The organism is Mycobacterium sp. E1214, from assembly GCF_001666755.1.
Lineage (GTDB): Bacteria > Actinomycetota > Actinomycetes > Mycobacteriales > Mycobacteriaceae > Mycobacterium.
In genome coordinates this window covers 15,300-34,386 of sequence record NZ_LZJC01000150.1, presented here as the reverse complement: position 1 = coordinate 34,386, position 19,087 = coordinate 15,300, and the positions used below count along the sequence as shown (strand labels likewise).

Annotated in this window: 4 protein-coding genes and 1 pseudogene; 1 reads left to right on the top strand and 4 read right to left on the bottom strand. The window is 72.7% G+C overall.

Translation table 11 applies throughout. The features are described from left to right. Positions 1-56 precede the first annotated feature (56 nt). The 3 genes from A5700_RS20805 to A5700_RS20795 form a co-directional block, all read right to left on the bottom strand. Positions 57-2,681, bottom strand: a complete 2,625-nt coding sequence (locus A5700_RS20805) for a sugar epimerase family protein (protein WP_068204982.1) — start codon at positions 2,679-2,681, stop codon at positions 57-59. Positions 2,682-2,693: 12 nt separating this feature from the next. After that, a complete protein-coding gene (locus A5700_RS20800; RefSeq protein WP_068068114.1) occupies positions 2,694-15,203 on the bottom strand; it encodes a type I polyketide synthase in 12,510 nt (4,169 codons plus the stop codon). A gap of 356 nt (positions 15,204-15,559) precedes the next feature. Further along, on the bottom strand, positions 15,560-15,910 hold the full coding sequence (locus A5700_RS20795) for a hypothetical protein (RefSeq protein WP_369828296.1): 351 nt from the start codon (positions 15,908-15,910) through the stop codon (positions 15,560-15,562). 172 nt (positions 15,911-16,082) lie between these two features. On the opposite strand from A5700_RS20795, the gene A5700_RS20790 reads away from it, so the two are divergent. Continuing rightward, a complete protein-coding gene (locus A5700_RS20790; RefSeq protein ID WP_068067977.1) occupies positions 16,083-16,418 on the top strand; it encodes an RNA polymerase-binding protein RbpA in 336 nt (111 codons plus the stop codon). A 9-nt stretch (positions 16,419-16,427) separates the two neighbouring features. On the opposite strand, the pseudogene lnt reads toward A5700_RS20790, so the two are convergent. Then, positions 16,428-19,075 (bottom strand): annotated as a pseudogene (lnt, locus tag A5700_RS20780) (apolipoprotein N-acyltransferase). Between the last annotated feature and the right edge of the window lie 12 nt (positions 19,076-19,087).

The following is a 19,087-nucleotide window of genomic DNA, read 5'->3' as shown; positions in this document are numbered from 1 at the left end:
AGTAGACCGGTTGACGATCCACCCTGACTCGCCGCTGTGACGACGTTCGGCCCGGGTCAGCGGGTTTGGCCGTTGGCCGACAGCGGCGGGCTGTCATCGGACGCCCGCTCCACCAGGGTGATCTCGCCCGTGCTGCCGTCGACCTCGACGAGCGCGCCGGGCGGCAGGGATCGCGTCGCCCCCTGCGCGTCCACCACGCAGGGGAAGCCGAACTCGCGGGCCACCACCGCCGCGTGCGACATCGGGCCGCCGAGTTCGGTGACGACGGCCGCGGCGTAGCAGAACGCCGCGGTGTAGCCGACATCGGTGACCTCGGCGACGAGGATCTCGCCGGGCTGCAGGTCGTCGATGGTGTCGGGCCGCACGATGCGCACGCGGCCGCGCACCCGGCCGCCGCACACCCCGACCCCGCGCAGCGTCTCCCCGCTGGTCAACTCGGGCGTCGCGGCGACGGCCGGCTGCCAGCTCCCGCTGAACACCGTCGGCGGGGCAACGGCGACCAGCCTGCTCCGCTCGGCGCGGCGGCGGGCGACGAGCTCGGCGACCTCGGCGGGCAGCGCGTCGACCTCGTCGACCAGCAGGTAAAAGACGTCGTCCACGCGGTCGAAAACCCCCGCCTCGACCATCCGGCGGCCGTATTCGCGCAGCAGCGCGCGCAGCACCCAGTTCGCCCGCACCATCTTGTCGCGGCGCACCTCGCGGTCGCGCAGCTGCCGCACCGCCAGCGCGGCGATCGGCTTGGCGTGCAACGGGATTGAACTGTGTTCGGGTTCGGGCGCGGCGGGCCCGTTGACCGCGCGGGCCACCATGCGGACCAGCAGTTCCGGGTCGTCGGCGTAGCTGGTCGAGAGCATCTCGAGTTCGGCGGGGCCGCGGTGCCCGATCAACGCCAGCTCGGCGAGCACCGCGGCGTGAAACTTCGGCGCCTCGGCGGCCAACGCGTCCAGGCGCTGGCCCGGCTCGGCCAACAGGCGAAGGACGTTCGGGTCGCGGCGGGCCGCCGACACCAGCCGCTGCATCGCCTCGACCGAGCGGGCGCTGGCCAGCTCCGGCCCGGCCGACGGGGCGGCCGGGCGCCCGGTCAGGCCGCGCAATAGCACGTTGAACGCCGCGCACAGCATGAACGATCCCGACGCCAACACCCACGCGTGCACGACCTCGTCGCGCGCCAACAGGATCAGGCTGCGCAGCCGGGCGTCACCGAGCCGGGTGAGGTCACCGGCCGTCAGGCGCTCCAGGCGGTCGACGTCACCGACGAAGTCCTCGGTGTCCCGCGGTGAGCCGGCGCTGAGCCCGACCAGGTTCACCCCAAACACCCCGATGTTGCGGATGGTGCGCAACCGCCTTCGGGCCCAACCGGTTTGCGAGGGCGGGCGCTGTGCGCCGAAGATGGGAAGGGAGCCCATGCTGGGTCCGAAGTATCCGCTGTTGCTGACGATGGTCGAGGGCTTGGCGAAGGGCACGGTCTCGGCCATGAAGTGCGCCGAGGTGATACCCCCGTAGAGCCGGTGGGCGAATACCGCGACGGTGCGCATGGCGATCTCGCGCTGGATGATTCCGCCGGGCCGCAGCCGTTCGGCGATGCCCACCCCACCGGCGCGCACGCCGCGCACCGTCACCGACGCCGACGACGGCGAGAACGGGCCGGGCAGGGCCTCGGACAGATTGGTGGCCAAGTACGTCGGGAAGCGCGGGTCGATCGGCGTGTCGAACTCTCCGTTGACGCCCGCGGGGCCGGCCAACTCGGGCACCACCCCGTCGTCGGCGGGAGCGTCGACCGCGGGCAGGTCGCCGATGAGCGCGAGCCGCCAGGGCAGGGAGAGCACCCGCCCGCCCAACGTCACGCGGCCGCGCACGGACAACGCCGCGTCCTGCACGCATTCGTCGGCGTCCCACGCGGGCGCGAACCCCCAGTCGTCCCGCAGCGTCGAGGTGTCCATGTGGGGCGCGTCGCGAATGAGCTCGAGGTCGGCCAGGGCGGCCGAGGCGCTGACGCGCGGCAGCGTCACGAGCGGGCGCCCGAGCGCGGCGGCCAGCCGCCGAAAGCTCGGCGCCCCGTCGGCGGCCACATTGACCGTGCGCGCGGCGAGGTGGGCATCCAGGGTGGCGCGCACCAGCAGACGCAGTGCGTCGTCGAGGTGGACCAGCTGCAGCGGCCGGTCCGGTGCGCCGGCCGGGAATGCCGGCAACGCCAACGCGCGGCGCACCCAATTGTCCACGGCGCGACCGACGATGGGCGCGCAGCGCAGCACCACCGGCTCGACGGCCGAAGCGGCAAGCAGCTCCTCGACGCGGGCCTTCAGCGCGCCGTACGCCGTGCGTGGAGCCGGAAGGTCCGCTTCGGTGTGCGCCGAGCCGTCGTGGGCGTATACGTGCGCGGACGACGGGAACACGATGCGCCCGACGCCGCCCCGTTCCATGGCGTCGAGGACGTTGCGGGCGCCCTCGACGTCGACCCGGGGGTCGGCGGCCCACGCGCAGTGCACGACGACGGCCGAGCCGGTGACACAGCTCCGCACCGCGGCCGCGTCGCGGATGTCGGCGGTCACGAACGAGGCTGCGCTGGGCCAACTCTCGGGCCGGTGCCGGGCGAGCCCGACGACGTCGTGGCCCTGGCTGAGCAGCCGTGCGGCGAGGCCGCGGCCCAGGACGCCGCCGGCCCCGGTAACCGCGATCCTCACCGGCCGACCCCGTTAGTCGTCATCGTCCAACAGCGCCGCGTTGACCAGGTCGTCGAGGTCCATGTCGGCGATGTCCTTCTCGGTGGACGCCGCCGGTCCCGCCTGGCCGTTGCCGTCGCCGTTGGACTCGTTGGCCAGCGCGAGCAGCAGCTCGAGGATGCCGGCCTGCCGCAACCGCTTGACGGGAATGGACCCGACGACGCGCTGAATGTCGGCCTCGCCCGGCGCTGCGGCCACGGCGGGCCGCTCCGACGCCCCGACGAGCTCCCGGTGGATGTAGCCCGCGAGCGCGGCCGAGTTCGGGTAGTCGAAGATCAGGGTCGGCGAAAGGGCAAGGCCGGTGGCGGCTTTGAGGCGGTTGCGCATCTCGACCGCGGTGAGCGAGTCGAAGCCCAATTCCTGGAACGCGCGGTCCGGGTCGACCGACTCCGGGCTGGCGCTGCCGAGCACGGTCGCGATGTGCGAACGGACCAGGTCCAGCAGGATAGCCTGCTGATCCTCCTCCGACAGCCCCTCGAGTCGTTGCAGCAGAGCCGATTTCGACTTCGCGGCGGCCAGCGAGTCGTCGACCTGGCGCCGGGTCGGCGCGTTGATCAGGTCCACGAACATCGGTGGCAGCGTCCCGCCGTCGAGCTTGACGCGCAGCGCCGCGAAGTCGATGTGGGCGGGCAGCAGGAAGGGCTCGTTGACGATCATCGCCGTGTCGAGCAACTGGAGCGCCTCGTCCGAGGACATCGCGACGATGCCGTCACGGGCGAACCGCGCGAAGTCGACGGTCGCCAACGCGCCGGTCATGGCGCTGGCCTGGTTCCACAGGCCCCACCCCAGCGAGACCGCCGGCAGGCCCCGGGCCTGCCGATAGACGGCGAGCCCGTCGAGGAACGAGTTGGCGGCCGCGTAGTTGGCCTGCCCCGAGGAGCCGACCAGGCCGGCCATCGACGAGAACATCACGAACGCCGACAGGTCCAGATCGCGGGTCAGCTCGTGCAGGTTCCACGCCGCGTCGACCTTGGCCCGCAGCGCCACGTCGACGCGCTCGGGCGTCAGCGACGTCACGACCGCGTCGTCCAGCGCGCCGGCGGTGTGGATCACCGCCGACAGCGGCCGCTGCACCGGGATGTCGGCGATCACCTTGGCCAGCGCCGCCCGGTCGGCGGCGTCACAGGCGACGATCTGCACCTGCGCGCCGGCCGCGGCCAGTTCGGCCGAAAGTTCCGCCGCGCCAGGAGCATCCGGGCCGCGGCGACTCACCAGCACCAGGTTGCGCACCCCATGGCGGGTCACCACGTGGCGCGCCAGCGCCGACCCCGCCATGCCGGTGCCGCCGGTGATCAGCACCGTGCCGGCCGCCCATGCGTCGGGCATGGTCATAACGACCTTGCCGACGTGGCGGGCCTGACCCAGGTAGCGCAGCGCCGCCGGGGCGCGCCGCACGTCGAACACCGTCACCGGCAAGGGCCGCAGCGCTTCGTCACCGAATAGGGCGGCCAGCTCGGCGAGGATTTCCTGGATGCGGTCGGGCCCCGCCTCGAACAGATCGAAGGCGCGGTACCGCACGCCCGGGTGCTCCGCCGCCACCGCGTCCGCGTCGCGGATGTCGGTCTTGCCCATCTCCAGGAAGACCCCGCCCGGCGCCACCAGGCGCAGCGACGCGTCGACGAACTCACCGGCCAGCGAATCGAGCACCACGTCGAAACCGCGGCCCCCCGTCGCCGCACGGAACTTGTCCTCAAACTCCAAGGACCGCGAATCCGAGATGTGCTCGTCATCGAAACCCATGCCGCGCAACGTGTCCCACTTGCCCTTGCTCGCGGTGGCGAAAACCTCCAGACCGAGATGCCGGGCCAACTGCACCGCGGCCATCCCCACCCCACCCGCGCCCGCGTGCACCAGGACGCGCTGGCCGGGCTTCGCGGCGGCCAGGTCGACCAGCGCGTAATAGGCGGTGGCGAACACGACCGACGCGGTGGCCGCCGACGTGTGCGACCACCCGCTGGGCACCTTCACCAGCAGCCGCTCGTCGGTGGTGGCGACGGTACCGGTGCCGTCGGGGAACAGGCCCATCACCCGGTCGCCCACGGCGAACGGTCCGTCGCCCGAGCCGGTTTCGAGGACCACCCCCGAAGCCTCGACCCCCATCACGGCGTCCGGGTCGGGGTACAGGCCGAGGGCGATCATGACGTCGCGGAAGTTGGCGGCGATCGCCGACAGACCCACCCGCACGTGGCGCGGTTCCAGCGGCGCGTCGGCGTCGGGAATGCGCTCCAGCCGCAGGTTTTCGAAGGTCCCGTGGCTGCTCATGCCGACCCGCCACGGACCGTCACCGGGCGGCACCAGCACCCCGCCGGCCGCCCGGCTGCCGTGCACCCGCGCGATGTGAATCGTGCCGCCGCGCAGCGCGACTTGCGGCTCGCCGACACTCAGCGCCGCGGCGACCGCGTCCTCATCCAGGGGTCCATCGGCGTCGACCAGCACGACCCGGCCGGGGTGCTCGGTCTGCGCCGAGCGCACCAACCCCCACACCGCCGCGCCCGCCAGATCGGCGACGTCCTCCCCCGGCAACGCCACGGCGCCGCGCGTCGCGACCACCAGGGTCCCGGCGCGGTCGACGGACAGCCACTCCTGCAGCACGGTGAGGACCGCCCGGGTGGCCGCGTACACCCCGGTGACCACGTCACCAGCCACCGGGACGGAGTTGAACACGTACGCCACCGGCTCAGCGTCGCCGGGTTCGGAATCGATTGCACCCCAGGCGCGGACGGCGACGGGTGACACCGCGTCGGGCTGCTGTGCCGACCAGACCACCTCGAAGAGCCGGTCCGGGCCGGAGTTGTTGACCGCAGCCAGCAGCTGCTGGTCGCTGACCGGCCGCGCCACCATGGACGACACCGACAGCACCGGCAGGCCCAGCCCGTCGGCGAGCTCGATCGACACCGAGGACGGACCCGTGGGCGCGATGCGCGCCCGCACCGCCGACGCGCCCGCGGCGTGCAGCGACACCCCCTGCCAGGAGAACGGCACCAGGACCGAGCCCTCGTCGACGGCCATGGCGTGCAAGGCGCCCTGGCCGGACGCGCCGTCCGACGCCAAGATCACGGCGTGCAACGCCGCGTCCAGCATGACCGGGTGCACCCCGAAACCGGCGACCGACACGCCGGCGTCGGCGGGCAGCGCTACCTCGGCGAACACCTCGTCGCCGCGGCGCCACATCGCGGTCAACCCGCGGAACGCGGGCCCGTAGCCGTAGCCGCGCTCGGCCAGCCGGTCGTAGCCGTCCCCGACGTCCACCGCGACGGCCCCCACCGGGGGCCACGCGGACAGGTCCGTGCCGGGCGCGACCGAGCCGGAGCTCAGCAGGCCCTCGGCGTGCAGCAACCAGTCCGACCCGGTCTCGGCCCGGGAGAACACCGACACGGCCCGCACGCCGGCCTCGTCGGCAGCGCCGACGACCACCTGCACGGCGACCGATCCGGCGGCGGGAAGCACCAGCGGCGCAGCCAAATTCAGCTCGTCGACGACCCCGCACCCCACCTCGTCGCCGGCCCTGATCGCCAGCTCGACGAAACCCGCGCCGGGGAACAACACGACGCCGCCCACGGCGTGATCCGCCAGCCAGCCCTGCAGGCTGGGTGACAGCCGACCCGTGAGGACCACCCCGCCCGTGGCGGGCAGCTCCACCACCGCGCCCAGCAGCGCGTGCTCACCGGCTTCCAGCCCCAGCCCTGCGGCGTCGGCGGCGGCGCCGTCGCTGGACAGCCAGAACCGGCGGCGCTCGAAGGCGTACGTGGGCAGCTCGACGAAGTTGGCCGCGCCGATCACCGCGCGCCAATCGACGGCCATTCCGGTGACGAACCCTTGCGCAATGGCGGTGGTCAGGGTTTCCGGCTCGGGCCGGTCCTTGCGCAGGGCGGACATGGTGCCCACCGGCGCATCCGGCAGCGACTCCTCGATCGAGGCGGTCAGGCCGCCACTGGGCCCGACCTCGAGGAAGCGGGTGGCGCCGGCGGCGTGCGCGAACCGCACGCTGTCGCTGAACCGCACCGCCTCGCGGATGTGCCGCTTCCAGTAGGCCGCGGAGGCGAAGTCGTCGCCCGCGAGCTGCCCGGTGAGGTTGGACACGATCGGGATGGTGGGCCGCCCGACGGGCAATCCTGCTGCGACGGCGGCGAACTCGTCCACCATGGGATCCATCAGCGGTGAATGGAAGGCGTGCGAGACGGCCAGGCGGTGCACACGGCGGCCGTCGGCACGCAACCGGTCGGCGATCGCCAGCACCGCGTCCTCGGAGCCCGAGATGACCACCGACGCGGGGCCGTTGACCGCGGCGATGCCGACCTCGTCGGTCAGCAGCGGGCGCACGTCGCCCTCGGTGGCCGCGACGGCCACCATGGCGCCGCCGGACGGCAGTGCCTGCATGAAACGCCCGCGGGCGGCCACCAGCACCGCCGCGTTCTGCAACGACAGCACGCCCGCGACGTGCGCGGCCGACAGTTCACCCACCGAATGCCCCATCACGAAATCCGGTGTGATGCCCCATGATCCGAGCAGGCGGAACAGTGCAACCTCTACCGCGAAGAGCGCCGGCTGGGCGAATTCCGTGGTGTTCAGCAGGTCCTCGTCGTGGCCCCACATGACTTCGCGCAGCGGGCGCAGCAGGTGCCGGTCCAGTTCGGCAACGACGGTGTTGAACGCCTCGGCGAAGACCGGGTATCCGGCGTGCAGCCCCATCGCCATCCCCAGGAGCTGCGAGCCCTGGCCCGGGAAGACGAAGACGGTCTTGCCCGAGGGCGTCACCGTGCCCTGAATCACCGAAAGCGGTTCGCCGCCGGCCAATTCGTCCAGCCCGGCCAGGAGCCGATCCCGGTCCGAACCCACCACCACGGCCCGGTGTTCGAACGGCGACCGACCCGCCAGGGTCCACGCCACGTCGGCGGGGTCGAGGTCGTCGCGGGCGCGCAGGTGCGCCGCCAGCCGGGCGGCCTGGGCCGGCACGGCCGTCGGCGACTTCGCCGCGACCACCCACGGCACCACGGGCAGCTTCGGGCCCTCCGCGACGCGGGTCGGGGCGGCCGGCGGGGCCTCCACGATCACGTGCGCGTTGGTGCCGCTGATGCCGAACGAGGAGACCCCGGCCCGGCGCGCATGACCGTTGGCCGGCCACTGGCGCGGCTCGGTCAGCAACGACACGGAGCCGGCCGACCAGTCGACGTGCGGGCTGGGCTCGTCGACGTGCAGGGTGGCGGGCAACAGCTCGTGGCGCATCGCCAGCACCATCTTGATCACCCCGGCGACGCCGGCGGCGGCCTGGGTGTGACCCATGTTCGACTTGATCGACCCGAGCCACAACGGCTCGGTCCGGTCGCGGCCGTAGGTGGCCAGCAAGGCCTGGGCCTCGATGGGATCGCCCAGCGTCGTCCCGGTGCCGTGGCCCTCGACCACGTCCACCTCGGTGCCGACCAGGCCGGCGTTAGCCAGGGCGGCCCGCACGACGCGTTGCTGCGACGGGCCGTTGGGTGCGGTCAGCCCGTTGGAGGCGCCATCCTGGTTGATGGCCGACCCGCGCACCACCGCGAGCACCGGGTGCCCCAGCCGCTGCGCGTCGGACAGCCGCTCCACCACGAGCATGCCGCCGCCCTCGGAGAAGCCGGTGCCGTCGGCGGCCCCGGCGAAGGCCTTGCACCGGCCGTCCGGCGACAGGCCGCGCCAGCGGCTGAATTCGACGAAGATGTCCGGGGTGGCGTTGATGGTCACGCCGCCGGCCAGCGCCAGATCGCTCTCGCCCGAGCGCAGCGACTGCACCGCCATGTGCAGCGCCACCAGCGACGACGAGCACGCGGTGTCAACCGACACCGCGGGGCCCTCCAGCCCCAGCACGTAAGACACCCGGCCCGAGGCGACGCTGGACAGCTGGCCGGTGAGCCGGAAGCCTTCGACGGGCTCCGCGGCGAACATGCCGTAGCCCTGCGTCATCACCCCGGCGAACACCCCGGTGGCGCTGCCGCGCAGCCCGGCGGGATCGATCCCGGCCCGCTCCAACGCTTCCCAGGACAGCTCCAGGAACATGCGCTGCTGCGGATCCATGGCCAGCGCCTCGCTGGGACCCACGCCGAAGAACGCGGGGTCGAAGTCCGCGACACCGTCGACGAAACCGCCGGTGCGGGTGTAGCAGGCGCCCGGCACGTCCGGGTCGGGGTTGAACAGGTTGGCCAGGTCCCAGCCGCGGTCGTGCGGGAAGTCCGTGACGACGTCGCGGCCCTCGACCAACATGTCCCACAGGTCGTCGGGGGAATTGATGCCGCCCGGGTAGCGGCACGCCATGCCGACGATGGCGATCGGGTCGTCCCCGGCGGCCCTGACCACTCCGGCGGTCGGGACCGCCAATTCCTGTGGCACGCCTGCCAATTCGGACCGCATGTAGCGGGCCAGCCCGCTGGGCGTCGGGTAGTCGAAGATGAGTGTCGGCGACAACGCCAGGCCGGTGGCGGCTTTGAGCCGGTTGCGCATCTCGACTGCGGTCAGCGAGTCGAACCCGAGTTCGGAGAACGCCTTGTCGGGGTCGACGGCCTCGGGGCTGATGTTGCCGAGCACCGTGGCGATGTGCGAGCGCACCAGGTCGAGCAGGACGGTGTGCTGTTCGGCCTCGGGCAGCCCGTGCAGGCGATGCGCCAGCGCGGACTTGGACTTGGCGGCGGCCAGCGAGTCGTCGACGCGGCGCCGGCTGGGCGCGTTGACCAACTCGGCGAACATCGGGGGCACCGCGACGCCGTGAGCGCGCAACGCGGCCAGGTCGATGCGGGCCGGCGCGAGGTACGGCTCGTCGACGACCAGTGCGGTATCGAACAATTCGAGTGCCTCGTCGGACGACAGGCCGAGCACACCGTCGCGGCCCAGGCGCGCCCGGTCGGCGGCGTCCAGGCCTCCGGTCATGGCGCTCGCCTGGTCCCACAGGCCCCAGCCCAGCGACACGGCCGCCAGGCCGTGGGCCCGCCGGTGCGCGGCCAGGCCGTCGAGGAAGGTGTTGGCCGCCGCGTAGTTGGCCTGACCGGACGAGCCGACCAGCCCGGCCATCGACGAGAACATGACGAACGCCGACACGTCGAGGTCGCGGGTCAGCTCGTGCAGGTGCCACGCCGCGTCCACCTTGGCGCGCATCACCGCATCGACGCGCTCGGGCGTCAGCGAGGTGATCACCGCGTCGTCGAGCACGCCGGCGGTGTGGATGACCGCGGTCAGCGGCTGGTCCGCGGGAATGCCCGCGATCACGTCGGCCAACGCGGTCCGGTCGGCGGCGTCGCAGGCCACCACGCGCACCTGCGCGCCGGCCGCGGCCAGTTCGGCGGTCAGCTCCGCCGCACCGGGCGCCTCGGGGCCGCGACGGCTGAGCAGCAACAGGTTTCGCGCCCCGTGGCGGGTCACCACGTGGCGCGCCAGGGCCGACCCCGCCATGCCGGTGCCGCCGGTGATCAGCACCGTGCCGGCCGCCCATGCGTCCGGCATGGTCATGACGACCTTGCCGATGTGGCGGGCCTGGCTCAGGTAGCGCAGCGCCGCCGGGGCGCGCCGCACGTCGAAGGTGGTGACGGGCAGCGGGCGCAGGATGCCCGCGTCGAACAGCTCGGCCAGCTCGAGCATGTACTCGTGCATGCGGGCGCGGCCGGGCTCGAACAGGTCGAAGGCGCGGTACCGCACACCCGGGTACTCCTGGGCGACCGCGCCCGGGTCGCGGATGTCGGTCTTGCCCATCTCCAGGAAGACCCCGCCCGGCGCCACCAGGCGCAGCGACGCGTCGACGAACTCACCGGCCAGCGAATCGAGCACCACGTCGAAACCGCGGCCCCCCGTCGCCGCACGGAACTTCTCCTCAAACTCCAAGGACCGCGAATCCGAGATGTGCTCGTCATCGAAACCCATGCCGCGCAACGTGTCCCACTTGCCCTTGCCCGCGGTGGCGAACACCTCCAGACCGAGATGCCGGGCCAACTGCACCGCGGCCATCCCCACCCCGCCGGTGCCGGCGTGGATCAGCACCCGCTGGCCGGGCTGCACGGCGGCTAGGTACACGAACGCGTAGTACGCGGTGGTGAAGACCGCCGAGATCGCGGCGGCCTCCGGGTAGCTCCACTCGGCGGGCATGGGCAGCAGCAGCCGCACGTCGCCGGCGACGAGCGTGCCGCTGCCGTCCGGGAAGAATCCGAAAACCGAGTCGCCGACCGCGAATTCGCTGACGCCGGGACCCACCTCCACCACCACGCCGGCACCCTCGCCGCCGATCAGCGCGTCGTGGGTGAACATGCCCAGGGTGATCATGATGTCGCGGAAGTTGGCGGCGATCGCGCGGATCGCGACGCGCACCTGGCCGGGCTCCAGCGGCGCGCCGGCGTTCGGCACGGGCTCGAGCTGCAAGTTCTCGAAGGTGCCGGCGGTGCCAATGCCCAGGCGCCACGGCCCGTCGGCCGGGGGCTTGAGCAGCCCGCCCAGCGCCCTGCTGCCCCGGACCCGCGGCGTGTGGACGGTGCCACCGCGCAGCACGGCTTGCGGCTCGCCGACGGCGAGCACCGCGGCCACCGCCGCCTCGTCCAGCGGCGCGTCGCCGTCGACCAGCACCAAGCGGCCGGGGTGCTCGGTCTGCGCCGAGCGCACCAACCCCCACACCGCCGCGCCCGCCAGATCGGCGACGTCCTCCCCCGGCAACGCCACCGCGCCGCGCGTCGCCACCACCAGCACGCCCGCGTCGCGCTCGGTGAGCCAGGACTGCACCGCGGTCAGCGCCCGCTGTGTCCGCGCGTGCGCACCCGCCACCGGATCGTCTTCGGCAGCAACGGATTCGAACACCTCGTAGTGCGGTGTGTCGCCGCCCACAACCTCGGGGACGGATGCCTGCGACCAGGCCACCTCGAACAGCCGCTCCGGGCCGGACCCGGCGACGGCCGCCCGCAGCTGCTGCTCGCTGACCGGGCGCGCGACCATCGCGTCGACCGACAGCACCGGCAGCCCAAGGCCGTCGGCAAGCTCGATCGACACCGAGCCACCGCCGGCCGCGCCCGTCGGCGCGATCCGCGCCCGCACCGACGACGCTCCGGCCGCGTGCAGCGACACTCCTTGCCAGGAGAACGGCAGCAGCACCTCGGCGGCCGGCGTGGCCATCACCACGGCGTGCAGCGCGGCGTCCAGCAGCGCCGGGTGCAAGCCGAAACCGCCGACGCCACCGGCCGCCTCGGGCAGCGTCGCCTCGGCGAACACCTCGTCGCCCCGCACCCACGCCGCCGTGAGGCCGCGGAACGCCGGGCCATAGCCGTAGCCGGCGGCGGCCAGCCGCTCGTAGCCGTCGGTCAAGTCCACCGCGACCGCCCCGGCCGGCGGCCAAGCGGCGAGGTCGGCGGCCGGCCCGCCCGACCCGGCGCCCAGCGCCCCCTCGGCGTGGCACACCCAATCCGCGTCGCCGTCAGGCCGGGAGAAGATCGACACCGCGCGTCGCCCCGCGTCGTCGGCGACGCCCACAACCACCTGCAGCGCAACGGAATTGCCGGGCGGCAGGATCAGCGGCGCCTGCAACGTCAGTTCGTCGACCACCGGGCAACCGACCTCGTCGCCGGCGCGGATCGCGAGTTCCACGAATCCCGTACCGGGGAACACCACCGTCTGGGAGACGGCGTGGTCGGCCAGCCACGCCTGCGCGCCGGGGGCCAACCGGCCGGTCAGGACCACCCCGCCCGAGGCGGGCAGGTCCACCACCGCGCCCAGCAGCGCGTGCTGCCCGGCCGCCAGCCCCAGGCCGGCCGCGTCGGCGCCCGCCCCGTCGCCGGACAGCCAGAACCGGCGCCGGTCGAAGGCGTAGGTGGGCAGCTCGACATAGGCGCCGCCGTGCAGGGCGCCCCGCCACTCGACGCCGATACCGGCGACGAAGGCCGCCGCGGTGGAGGTGAGGAACCGGTCCAGGCCGCCGTCGTCGCGGCCCAGAGTGGGCACCACGATCGCTTCGCCGTCACCGCAGTCGTTGGCGGTGTCCTCGATGCCGGCGATCAGGGCCGGATGCGGGCTGGACTCGATGAACGCCCGATACCCCTGGGCGCAGGCGCTGCGGACCGCCTGGTCGAACTCCACCGGCTGCCGGATGTTGCGGTACCAGTAGTCGGCGTCCAAAGTGGCGGTGTCCGTTCGGTTTCCGGTCACCGTGGAGAAAAAGGCGGTGCGCGAGGCCCGCGGCTCGATGTCGGCCAGCACCTCAGCGAGCCGGCCGCGGATCGCCTCGACCTCCGGGGAGTGCGACGCGTAGTCGACGTCGATGCGCCGGGTGCGCACGTCCTGCTCGGCGCAGACCCGGATCAGGTCCTCGAGCGCTCCCACCTCGCCGGACACCACGACGGTCGCCCGGCCGTTGACCGCGGCGATGCCGGCCCGAGTGCCGTACGCCGACAACAACTCTCGGGCGCGCTCGGCGCCACACGCGAGGGACACCATGCCGCCGGGGCCCGAGAGGGCGGTCAGCAGTTGGCTGCGCAGGGTGACCACCTTGGCCGCGTCGCGCAACGACAGCGCGCCCGCCACGTAGGCGGCGGCGATCTCGCCCTGCGAGTGCCCGATGACGGCGTCGGGCTGCACCCCCACCGACTTCCACAGCTCCGCCAAGGAGACCATCACGGCAAACAGTGCGGGCTGCACCACGTCGACCCGGTCCAGGCCGGGAGCGCCGGGGGCGCCGCGCAGCACGTCGATCAGCGACCAGTCGACGAATTCCGCGAAAGCCTCGTCGCACGCCTCGATGTGACGCGCGAAAACGGGTGCCGAGTCCAGCAATTCGCGGCCCATGCCGAGCCACTGCGAGCCCTGGCCGGGGAACACGAACACCGTCTTCCCGGCGGGGGTGGCAACGCCGCGCAGCACCGAGCCCACCGCGTCGGAGGCCAGCTCGTCGAGCCCCGCCAGCAAACGCTGCCGGTCGGCGCCGACGACGACGGCGCGGTGCTCGAAGGTGGAACGGCCGGCCAGCGACCACCCGATGTCGACGGTGTCGAGGTCGCCCTCGGCGCGCACGTAGGCCGCCAACCGCGCGGCCTGTGCGCGCAGCGCCGCCTCCGATTTCGCTGACACGACCCACGGCAGCACCGCGGGTTTGGGGGTGTCCGCCACGGGCGTGGGTTGCGCGGGCACGGCCTCGACGATGACGTGCGCGTTGGTGCCGCTGATCCCGAACGACGACACCGCCGCCCGCCTGACGCGGGGGTCGTCGGCCGGCCACGGGCGCGGCTGGGTCAGCAGCGAGACCGAACCCGCCGACCAGTCGACATGCGGGCTGGGCTCGTCGACGTGCAGCGTCGACGGCAGCAGTTCGTGCTGCATGGCCAGCACCATCTTGATCACCCCGGCGACACCGGCGGCCGCCTGCGTGTGACCCATGTTCGACTTGATCGACCCCAGCCACAGCGGGTCCGCGGCCTCACCGCGGTCCTGCCCGTAGGTCGCCAGCAACGCTTGCGCCTCGATCGGATCGCCCAGGGTGGTGCCGGTGCCGTGCCCTTCGACCACCGCGACGTCGGCCGTGGTCAGGCCGGCGTTGGCCAGCGCCGCGCGGACCACCCGCTGCTGGGACGGGCCGTTGGGCGCCGTCAAGCCGTTGGAGGCGCCGTCCTGGTTGACCGCCGTGCCGCGCACCACCGCGAGCACCGGGTGCCCGAGTCGCTGCGCGTCCGAGAGGCGCTCGACCACCAGCATGGCGCCGCCCTCCGACCAACCGACGCCGTCGGCCGCGCCCGCGTAAGCCTTGCACCGGCCGTCCGGCGCCAACCCGCGGTGCCGGCTGAATTCGACGAAGACCGTGGGGGTGGCGTTGACGGTCGCGCCGCCGGCCAGGGCCAGGTCGCATTCGCCGGAGCGCAGCGACTGCACCGCCATGTGCAGCGCCACCAGCGACGACGAGCAGGCGGTGTCGACCGACACCGCGGGGCCTTCCAGGCCCAGCACATAGGACACCCGGCCCGAGGCGACGCTGGAGGTCATGCCGGTGAGGCGGTAACCCTCGATCTCCTCGGCGAGCATGCCGTAGCCCTGCACGATCAGGCCGGCAAACACGCCGGTGGCGCTGCCGCGCAGGCCGCCGGGGTCAATTCCGGCCCGCTCCAACGCTTCCCACGACAGCTCCAGCAGCATCCGGTGCTGGGGGTCCATCGCGAGCGCCTCGCTGGGAGCGATGCCGAAGAAGCCGGCGTCGAAGTCGGCGACGCCGTCGACGAAGCCGCCCGTGCGGGCGTAGGACTTGTGGCGCGCGTCGGGGTCCGGATCGAAGAGACCGGCCAGGTCCCAGCCGCGGTCGGTGGGGAAATCCGACATCACGTCGCGGCCGTCGGCCACCATCTGCCACAGGCCCTCGGGCGTCTCGATGCCGCCGGGGAATCGGCACGACATCCCGACGATCGCGATGGGTTCGTTGGACCGCTCCAGCAGCGCGCGGTTGGTGCGCTTCAGGCGCTCAACCTGGACCAGCGCTTTGCGCAGCGCTTCGGTCGCATGCTGGAGTTGATCAACCATCACAAACCTCGCCTAACCCTCACCTGACGTGGGCAGTCGTTCATCACGGGATGCGGCTGTCGGCCGATCACGGGATGGGCTGCATGAAGCGGCGCCGCTTCCGGTTCGAGCAGCGTCGCGCTGCTTTCGAACCCACGAATGTTGCTGGTGAGTATGTCCAACTCCGACAGGATTTCAAAACGTCCGCTCCCCGAGTGCTACAGGGAATTCGGCTTCGGCGACCGCGGCGCCCCGTCGAGGACAGGCGTGACGCGGGGCGCCCGGTTCGCTCGTGGGACGACGGTCCGCTGCATCCGTGGGCCGTGGTCCATGGCGCGACTGTACCCGGCTAGCCATTGGCGATGGTCACGCCCACGTCATACACCGGCGCGGCGCCAACCGTCGGCGGCCCTGGCGGCCTGCACCAACACGTCACACAGCTCCCGTAGCTCGGCCGGTGGGGCGCCCTCGTCGAGGGCGGTGGCGATATCCTCCGCCGCGCAGCGCACCTGGTACACCCGGTCCGACAGGTCGGCGGCGTCCTCAGCCGACAGCACCACCGCGTCGGCGGGCACGGCCGCCGCGCCGTCGCGGGTCAACGACGCCCGCTGCTCGTAGGCCCGCTGGCGGCACGACTGACGGCAGTACTGGCGGCGCCGGCCCACGCTCGCGTCGGGCACGTCGCGGCCGCACCAGCGGCACGGTTGCGGGCGGGCACGGCGGGTCACGCCTGACGACATTAGTCGCCGATGCCCGGCGCGCCCCGGATCGCCGGTATCATGGAAGGTCGCGTCGCGGATACCGGTGCACCGCCGGGGAACTGCGCACAGCGCCGCAGCGTTTGCTATACGGAACAAAACCGGGCCTGCAGGCCCGAAGGACTGGTAAGGAGTAGCAGCCATGGCTGATCGCGTCCTACGGGGCAGTCGTCTCGGAGCCGTGAGCTACGAGACCGACCGCAACCACGACCTGGCGCCACGCCAGCTCGCGAAGTACCGCACCGAGAACGGCGAGGAGTTCGAAGTACCGTTCGCCGACGACGCCGAGATCCCCGGCACCTGGCTGTGCCGCAACGGCATGGAAGGCACCCTGATCGAGGGCGACCTGCCCGAGCCGAAGAAGGTCAAGCCGCCGCGGACCCACTGGGACATGCTGCTGGAGCGCCGCTCGGTGGAGGAGCTCGAAGAGCTGCTCAAGGAGCGCCTCGAGATCATCAAGACCCGCCGGCGCGGCTGACCCGCCGGGTTACGACGAGTTCTTGGCGCGCGCCGCCGGGGTGCGCGTCCGCCGGCCCTCGATGCCCCACCGGGTGACCTTGACCAGCGCCTCGCGGATGTTCGATCCGCTCATTTTGGAGACGCCGAGTTCGCGCTCCGTGAAGGTGATCGGCACCTCGGCGATGGTGAACCCGTTGGAGACTGTCCGCCACGTCAGGTCGATCTGGAAGCAGTAGCCCTTCGAGTCGACGGCGTCCAGGCCGATCTTCTCGAGGACCTCGCGGCGGTAGGCCCGGTAGCCGGCGGTGATGTCGTGCACCCCGATGCCCAGCGCCAACCGCGCGTAGGTGTTGGCCGTCCAGGACAGCGCCCAGCGCCGCCACGGCCAGTTACGCACCGCTCCCCCGTCGACGTAGCGTGAGCCGATCGCCAGGTCCGCCCCGGCGTCCACGGCGTCCAGCAGGCGGTGCAGTTGTTCGGGCGCGTGGCTGCCATCGGCGTCCATCTCCACGAGCACCGAATAGTCGCGGCTCAGCCCCCAGGCGAAGCCGGCAAGGTACGCCGCGCCCAGGCCGTCCTTGGCGGTGCGGTGCAGCACGTGGGTGCGCCCGGCGTCGGTGGCGGCGAAGTCGTCGGCGAGCTGCCCGGTGCCGTCGGGGCTGCTGTCGTCGACGATGAGCAGGTGCACGTGCGGGCAGGCGTCCTTGAGCCGCCGGTGGATCACCGGCAGGTTCTCGCGCTCGTTGTAGGTCGGGATGATCACGAGGACGCGCTGGCTGGGACGGTTGCCCTGGGCTTGGGGCGCCGGCTGGCCGGTGGTCATGTAGCTCCTCTGTGTCGCCCGGAATGACGCGACGGTCGTCGGCCGCCCTCGGGGAGCGGACTGTCCTCGCCGCCGCCAGGTGGCGGCGTGCGGTCACCGCCCTCGGCGGGCGGCGGATCCGAGGGTCCCTGCCCGGGCGGGGGGTCCCTCGGCGGCGTACCGGCGCTCGAGGCTTCGTCGCCGGCGGTGGACCTGAGACGAACGGGACGCGCGAACCAACCATTGTGCCGCATCCCGACCAAAACCACCGCCCCGGCCACCACCAGCAACACCCACTGCAGGACGGGCGCCCATCGCGTCGCCGGCGTCAATCTGGTCTTCAGGCGCACCGCGATGTCGAGGTAGGCGGGTTGGAAGAAGTCGGTGCTGACCAGCTCGGCGCCGTCGGGGGCGATCACGGCGCTGATTCCGGTGGTGCCGGCCACCACCACGTACCGGTCGTGTTCGACGGCGCGCAGCCTGGCGAACGCCAGCTGCTGCTCGCTCATCGTCTGGTTGAAGGTGGCGTTGTTGGCCGGCACGGCGAGCAGCTGGGCGCCGTCCAGGACGGCCTTGCGGGGGGCGCGGTCGAAGATCACTTCCCAGCAGGTGGCCACTCCCAGCGGCACCCCGGCGATGTGCACCACGCCGTTGCCGGCGCCGGGCACCATGTTGCCGGCGCGGTCGGCGTACCCCGACAGGTGTCGGAAGAAGGAGCGCATCGGCAGGTATTCGCCGAAGGGCTGCACGATCTGTTTGTCGTGGCGGTCGGCGGGGCCGGTGGACGGATTCCACACGATCATGGTGTTGGTGAAGCGGGGATCGTCGGGCGGGCTCCCGGGGACCGCCAGGACGCTGCCGATCAGGATGGGCGCGCCGACGGTCACCGCGGCCTGAGAGATCTCGAGTGCGGCGTCGGTGTTGACCAGCGGATCGATGTCCGACGAGTCCTCGGGCCAGATGACGAATTGCGGCTGCGGGGCGGTGCCGGCGCGGACGTCTTCGGCCAGCCGCAGCGTCTCACGAACGTGGTTGTCCAGCACCGCGCGGCGCTGATCGTTGAAGCCAAGACCCAGGCGCGGCACGTTGCCCTGCACCACCGCGATCGTCACGGGCGGCTCGCCGCCGGACCCCGTGCCGGCGTGCCGTACCTGCGGCCAGACGATGACGGAGGCGAGCAGAACCAGGCAGATGCAGATGCCGGGCAGCACCACGGCGGGCGGGGCGGAGTCGGTGTGTCCCGGCGGGTCGACGGCGGCGTCAGGCTCGGCGGTCCGCTGGCCGCCGGGGCCGTGCCACCACGCCGCGATCTCCAGCGCGATGGCGGTGCCGCTGAAGCCGATCAGCATGACGGCCACCGAGAGCAGGGTCGAGCCGCCGAGCTGGGCAAGCGGCAGGAAGGGGCCGTGGGTCTGGCCGTAGGCCACCACGCCCCACGGGAAGCCGCCGAACGGGAACGTCGACTTCGCCCACTCCTGGGCGGCCCACAGCACCGCGAACCACAGCGGCCATCCCGGCAGCCCGCGCACCACCACCGCGAACAGGCTGAAGGCGGCGGGGAACGCCGCGCACAGCATGGCCAGCACCACCCAGGGCACCGGTCCGACCAGGCTGCCCACCCACGGCAGCAACGGCAGGTAGAACACCAGGCCGAACACGAAGCCGTAGCCCAGGCCGCCGATCGCGGTCGTGGCGGCGCGCGTGAGCACCCAGCCCAGCAGTGCGGCCGCCGGGACGGCGGCCCACCACCAGTTCCGGGTCGGGAAGCTCGCGTAGAGCAACAGCCCGCCGGCCACGACGCACGCGAGCCGGGCCAGACGCGGCAGCAGCGCGGCGCCGAGGCGGGGCAGCCGCGCGACCACCGCCGCGCCCACCGCCGTCGCGAC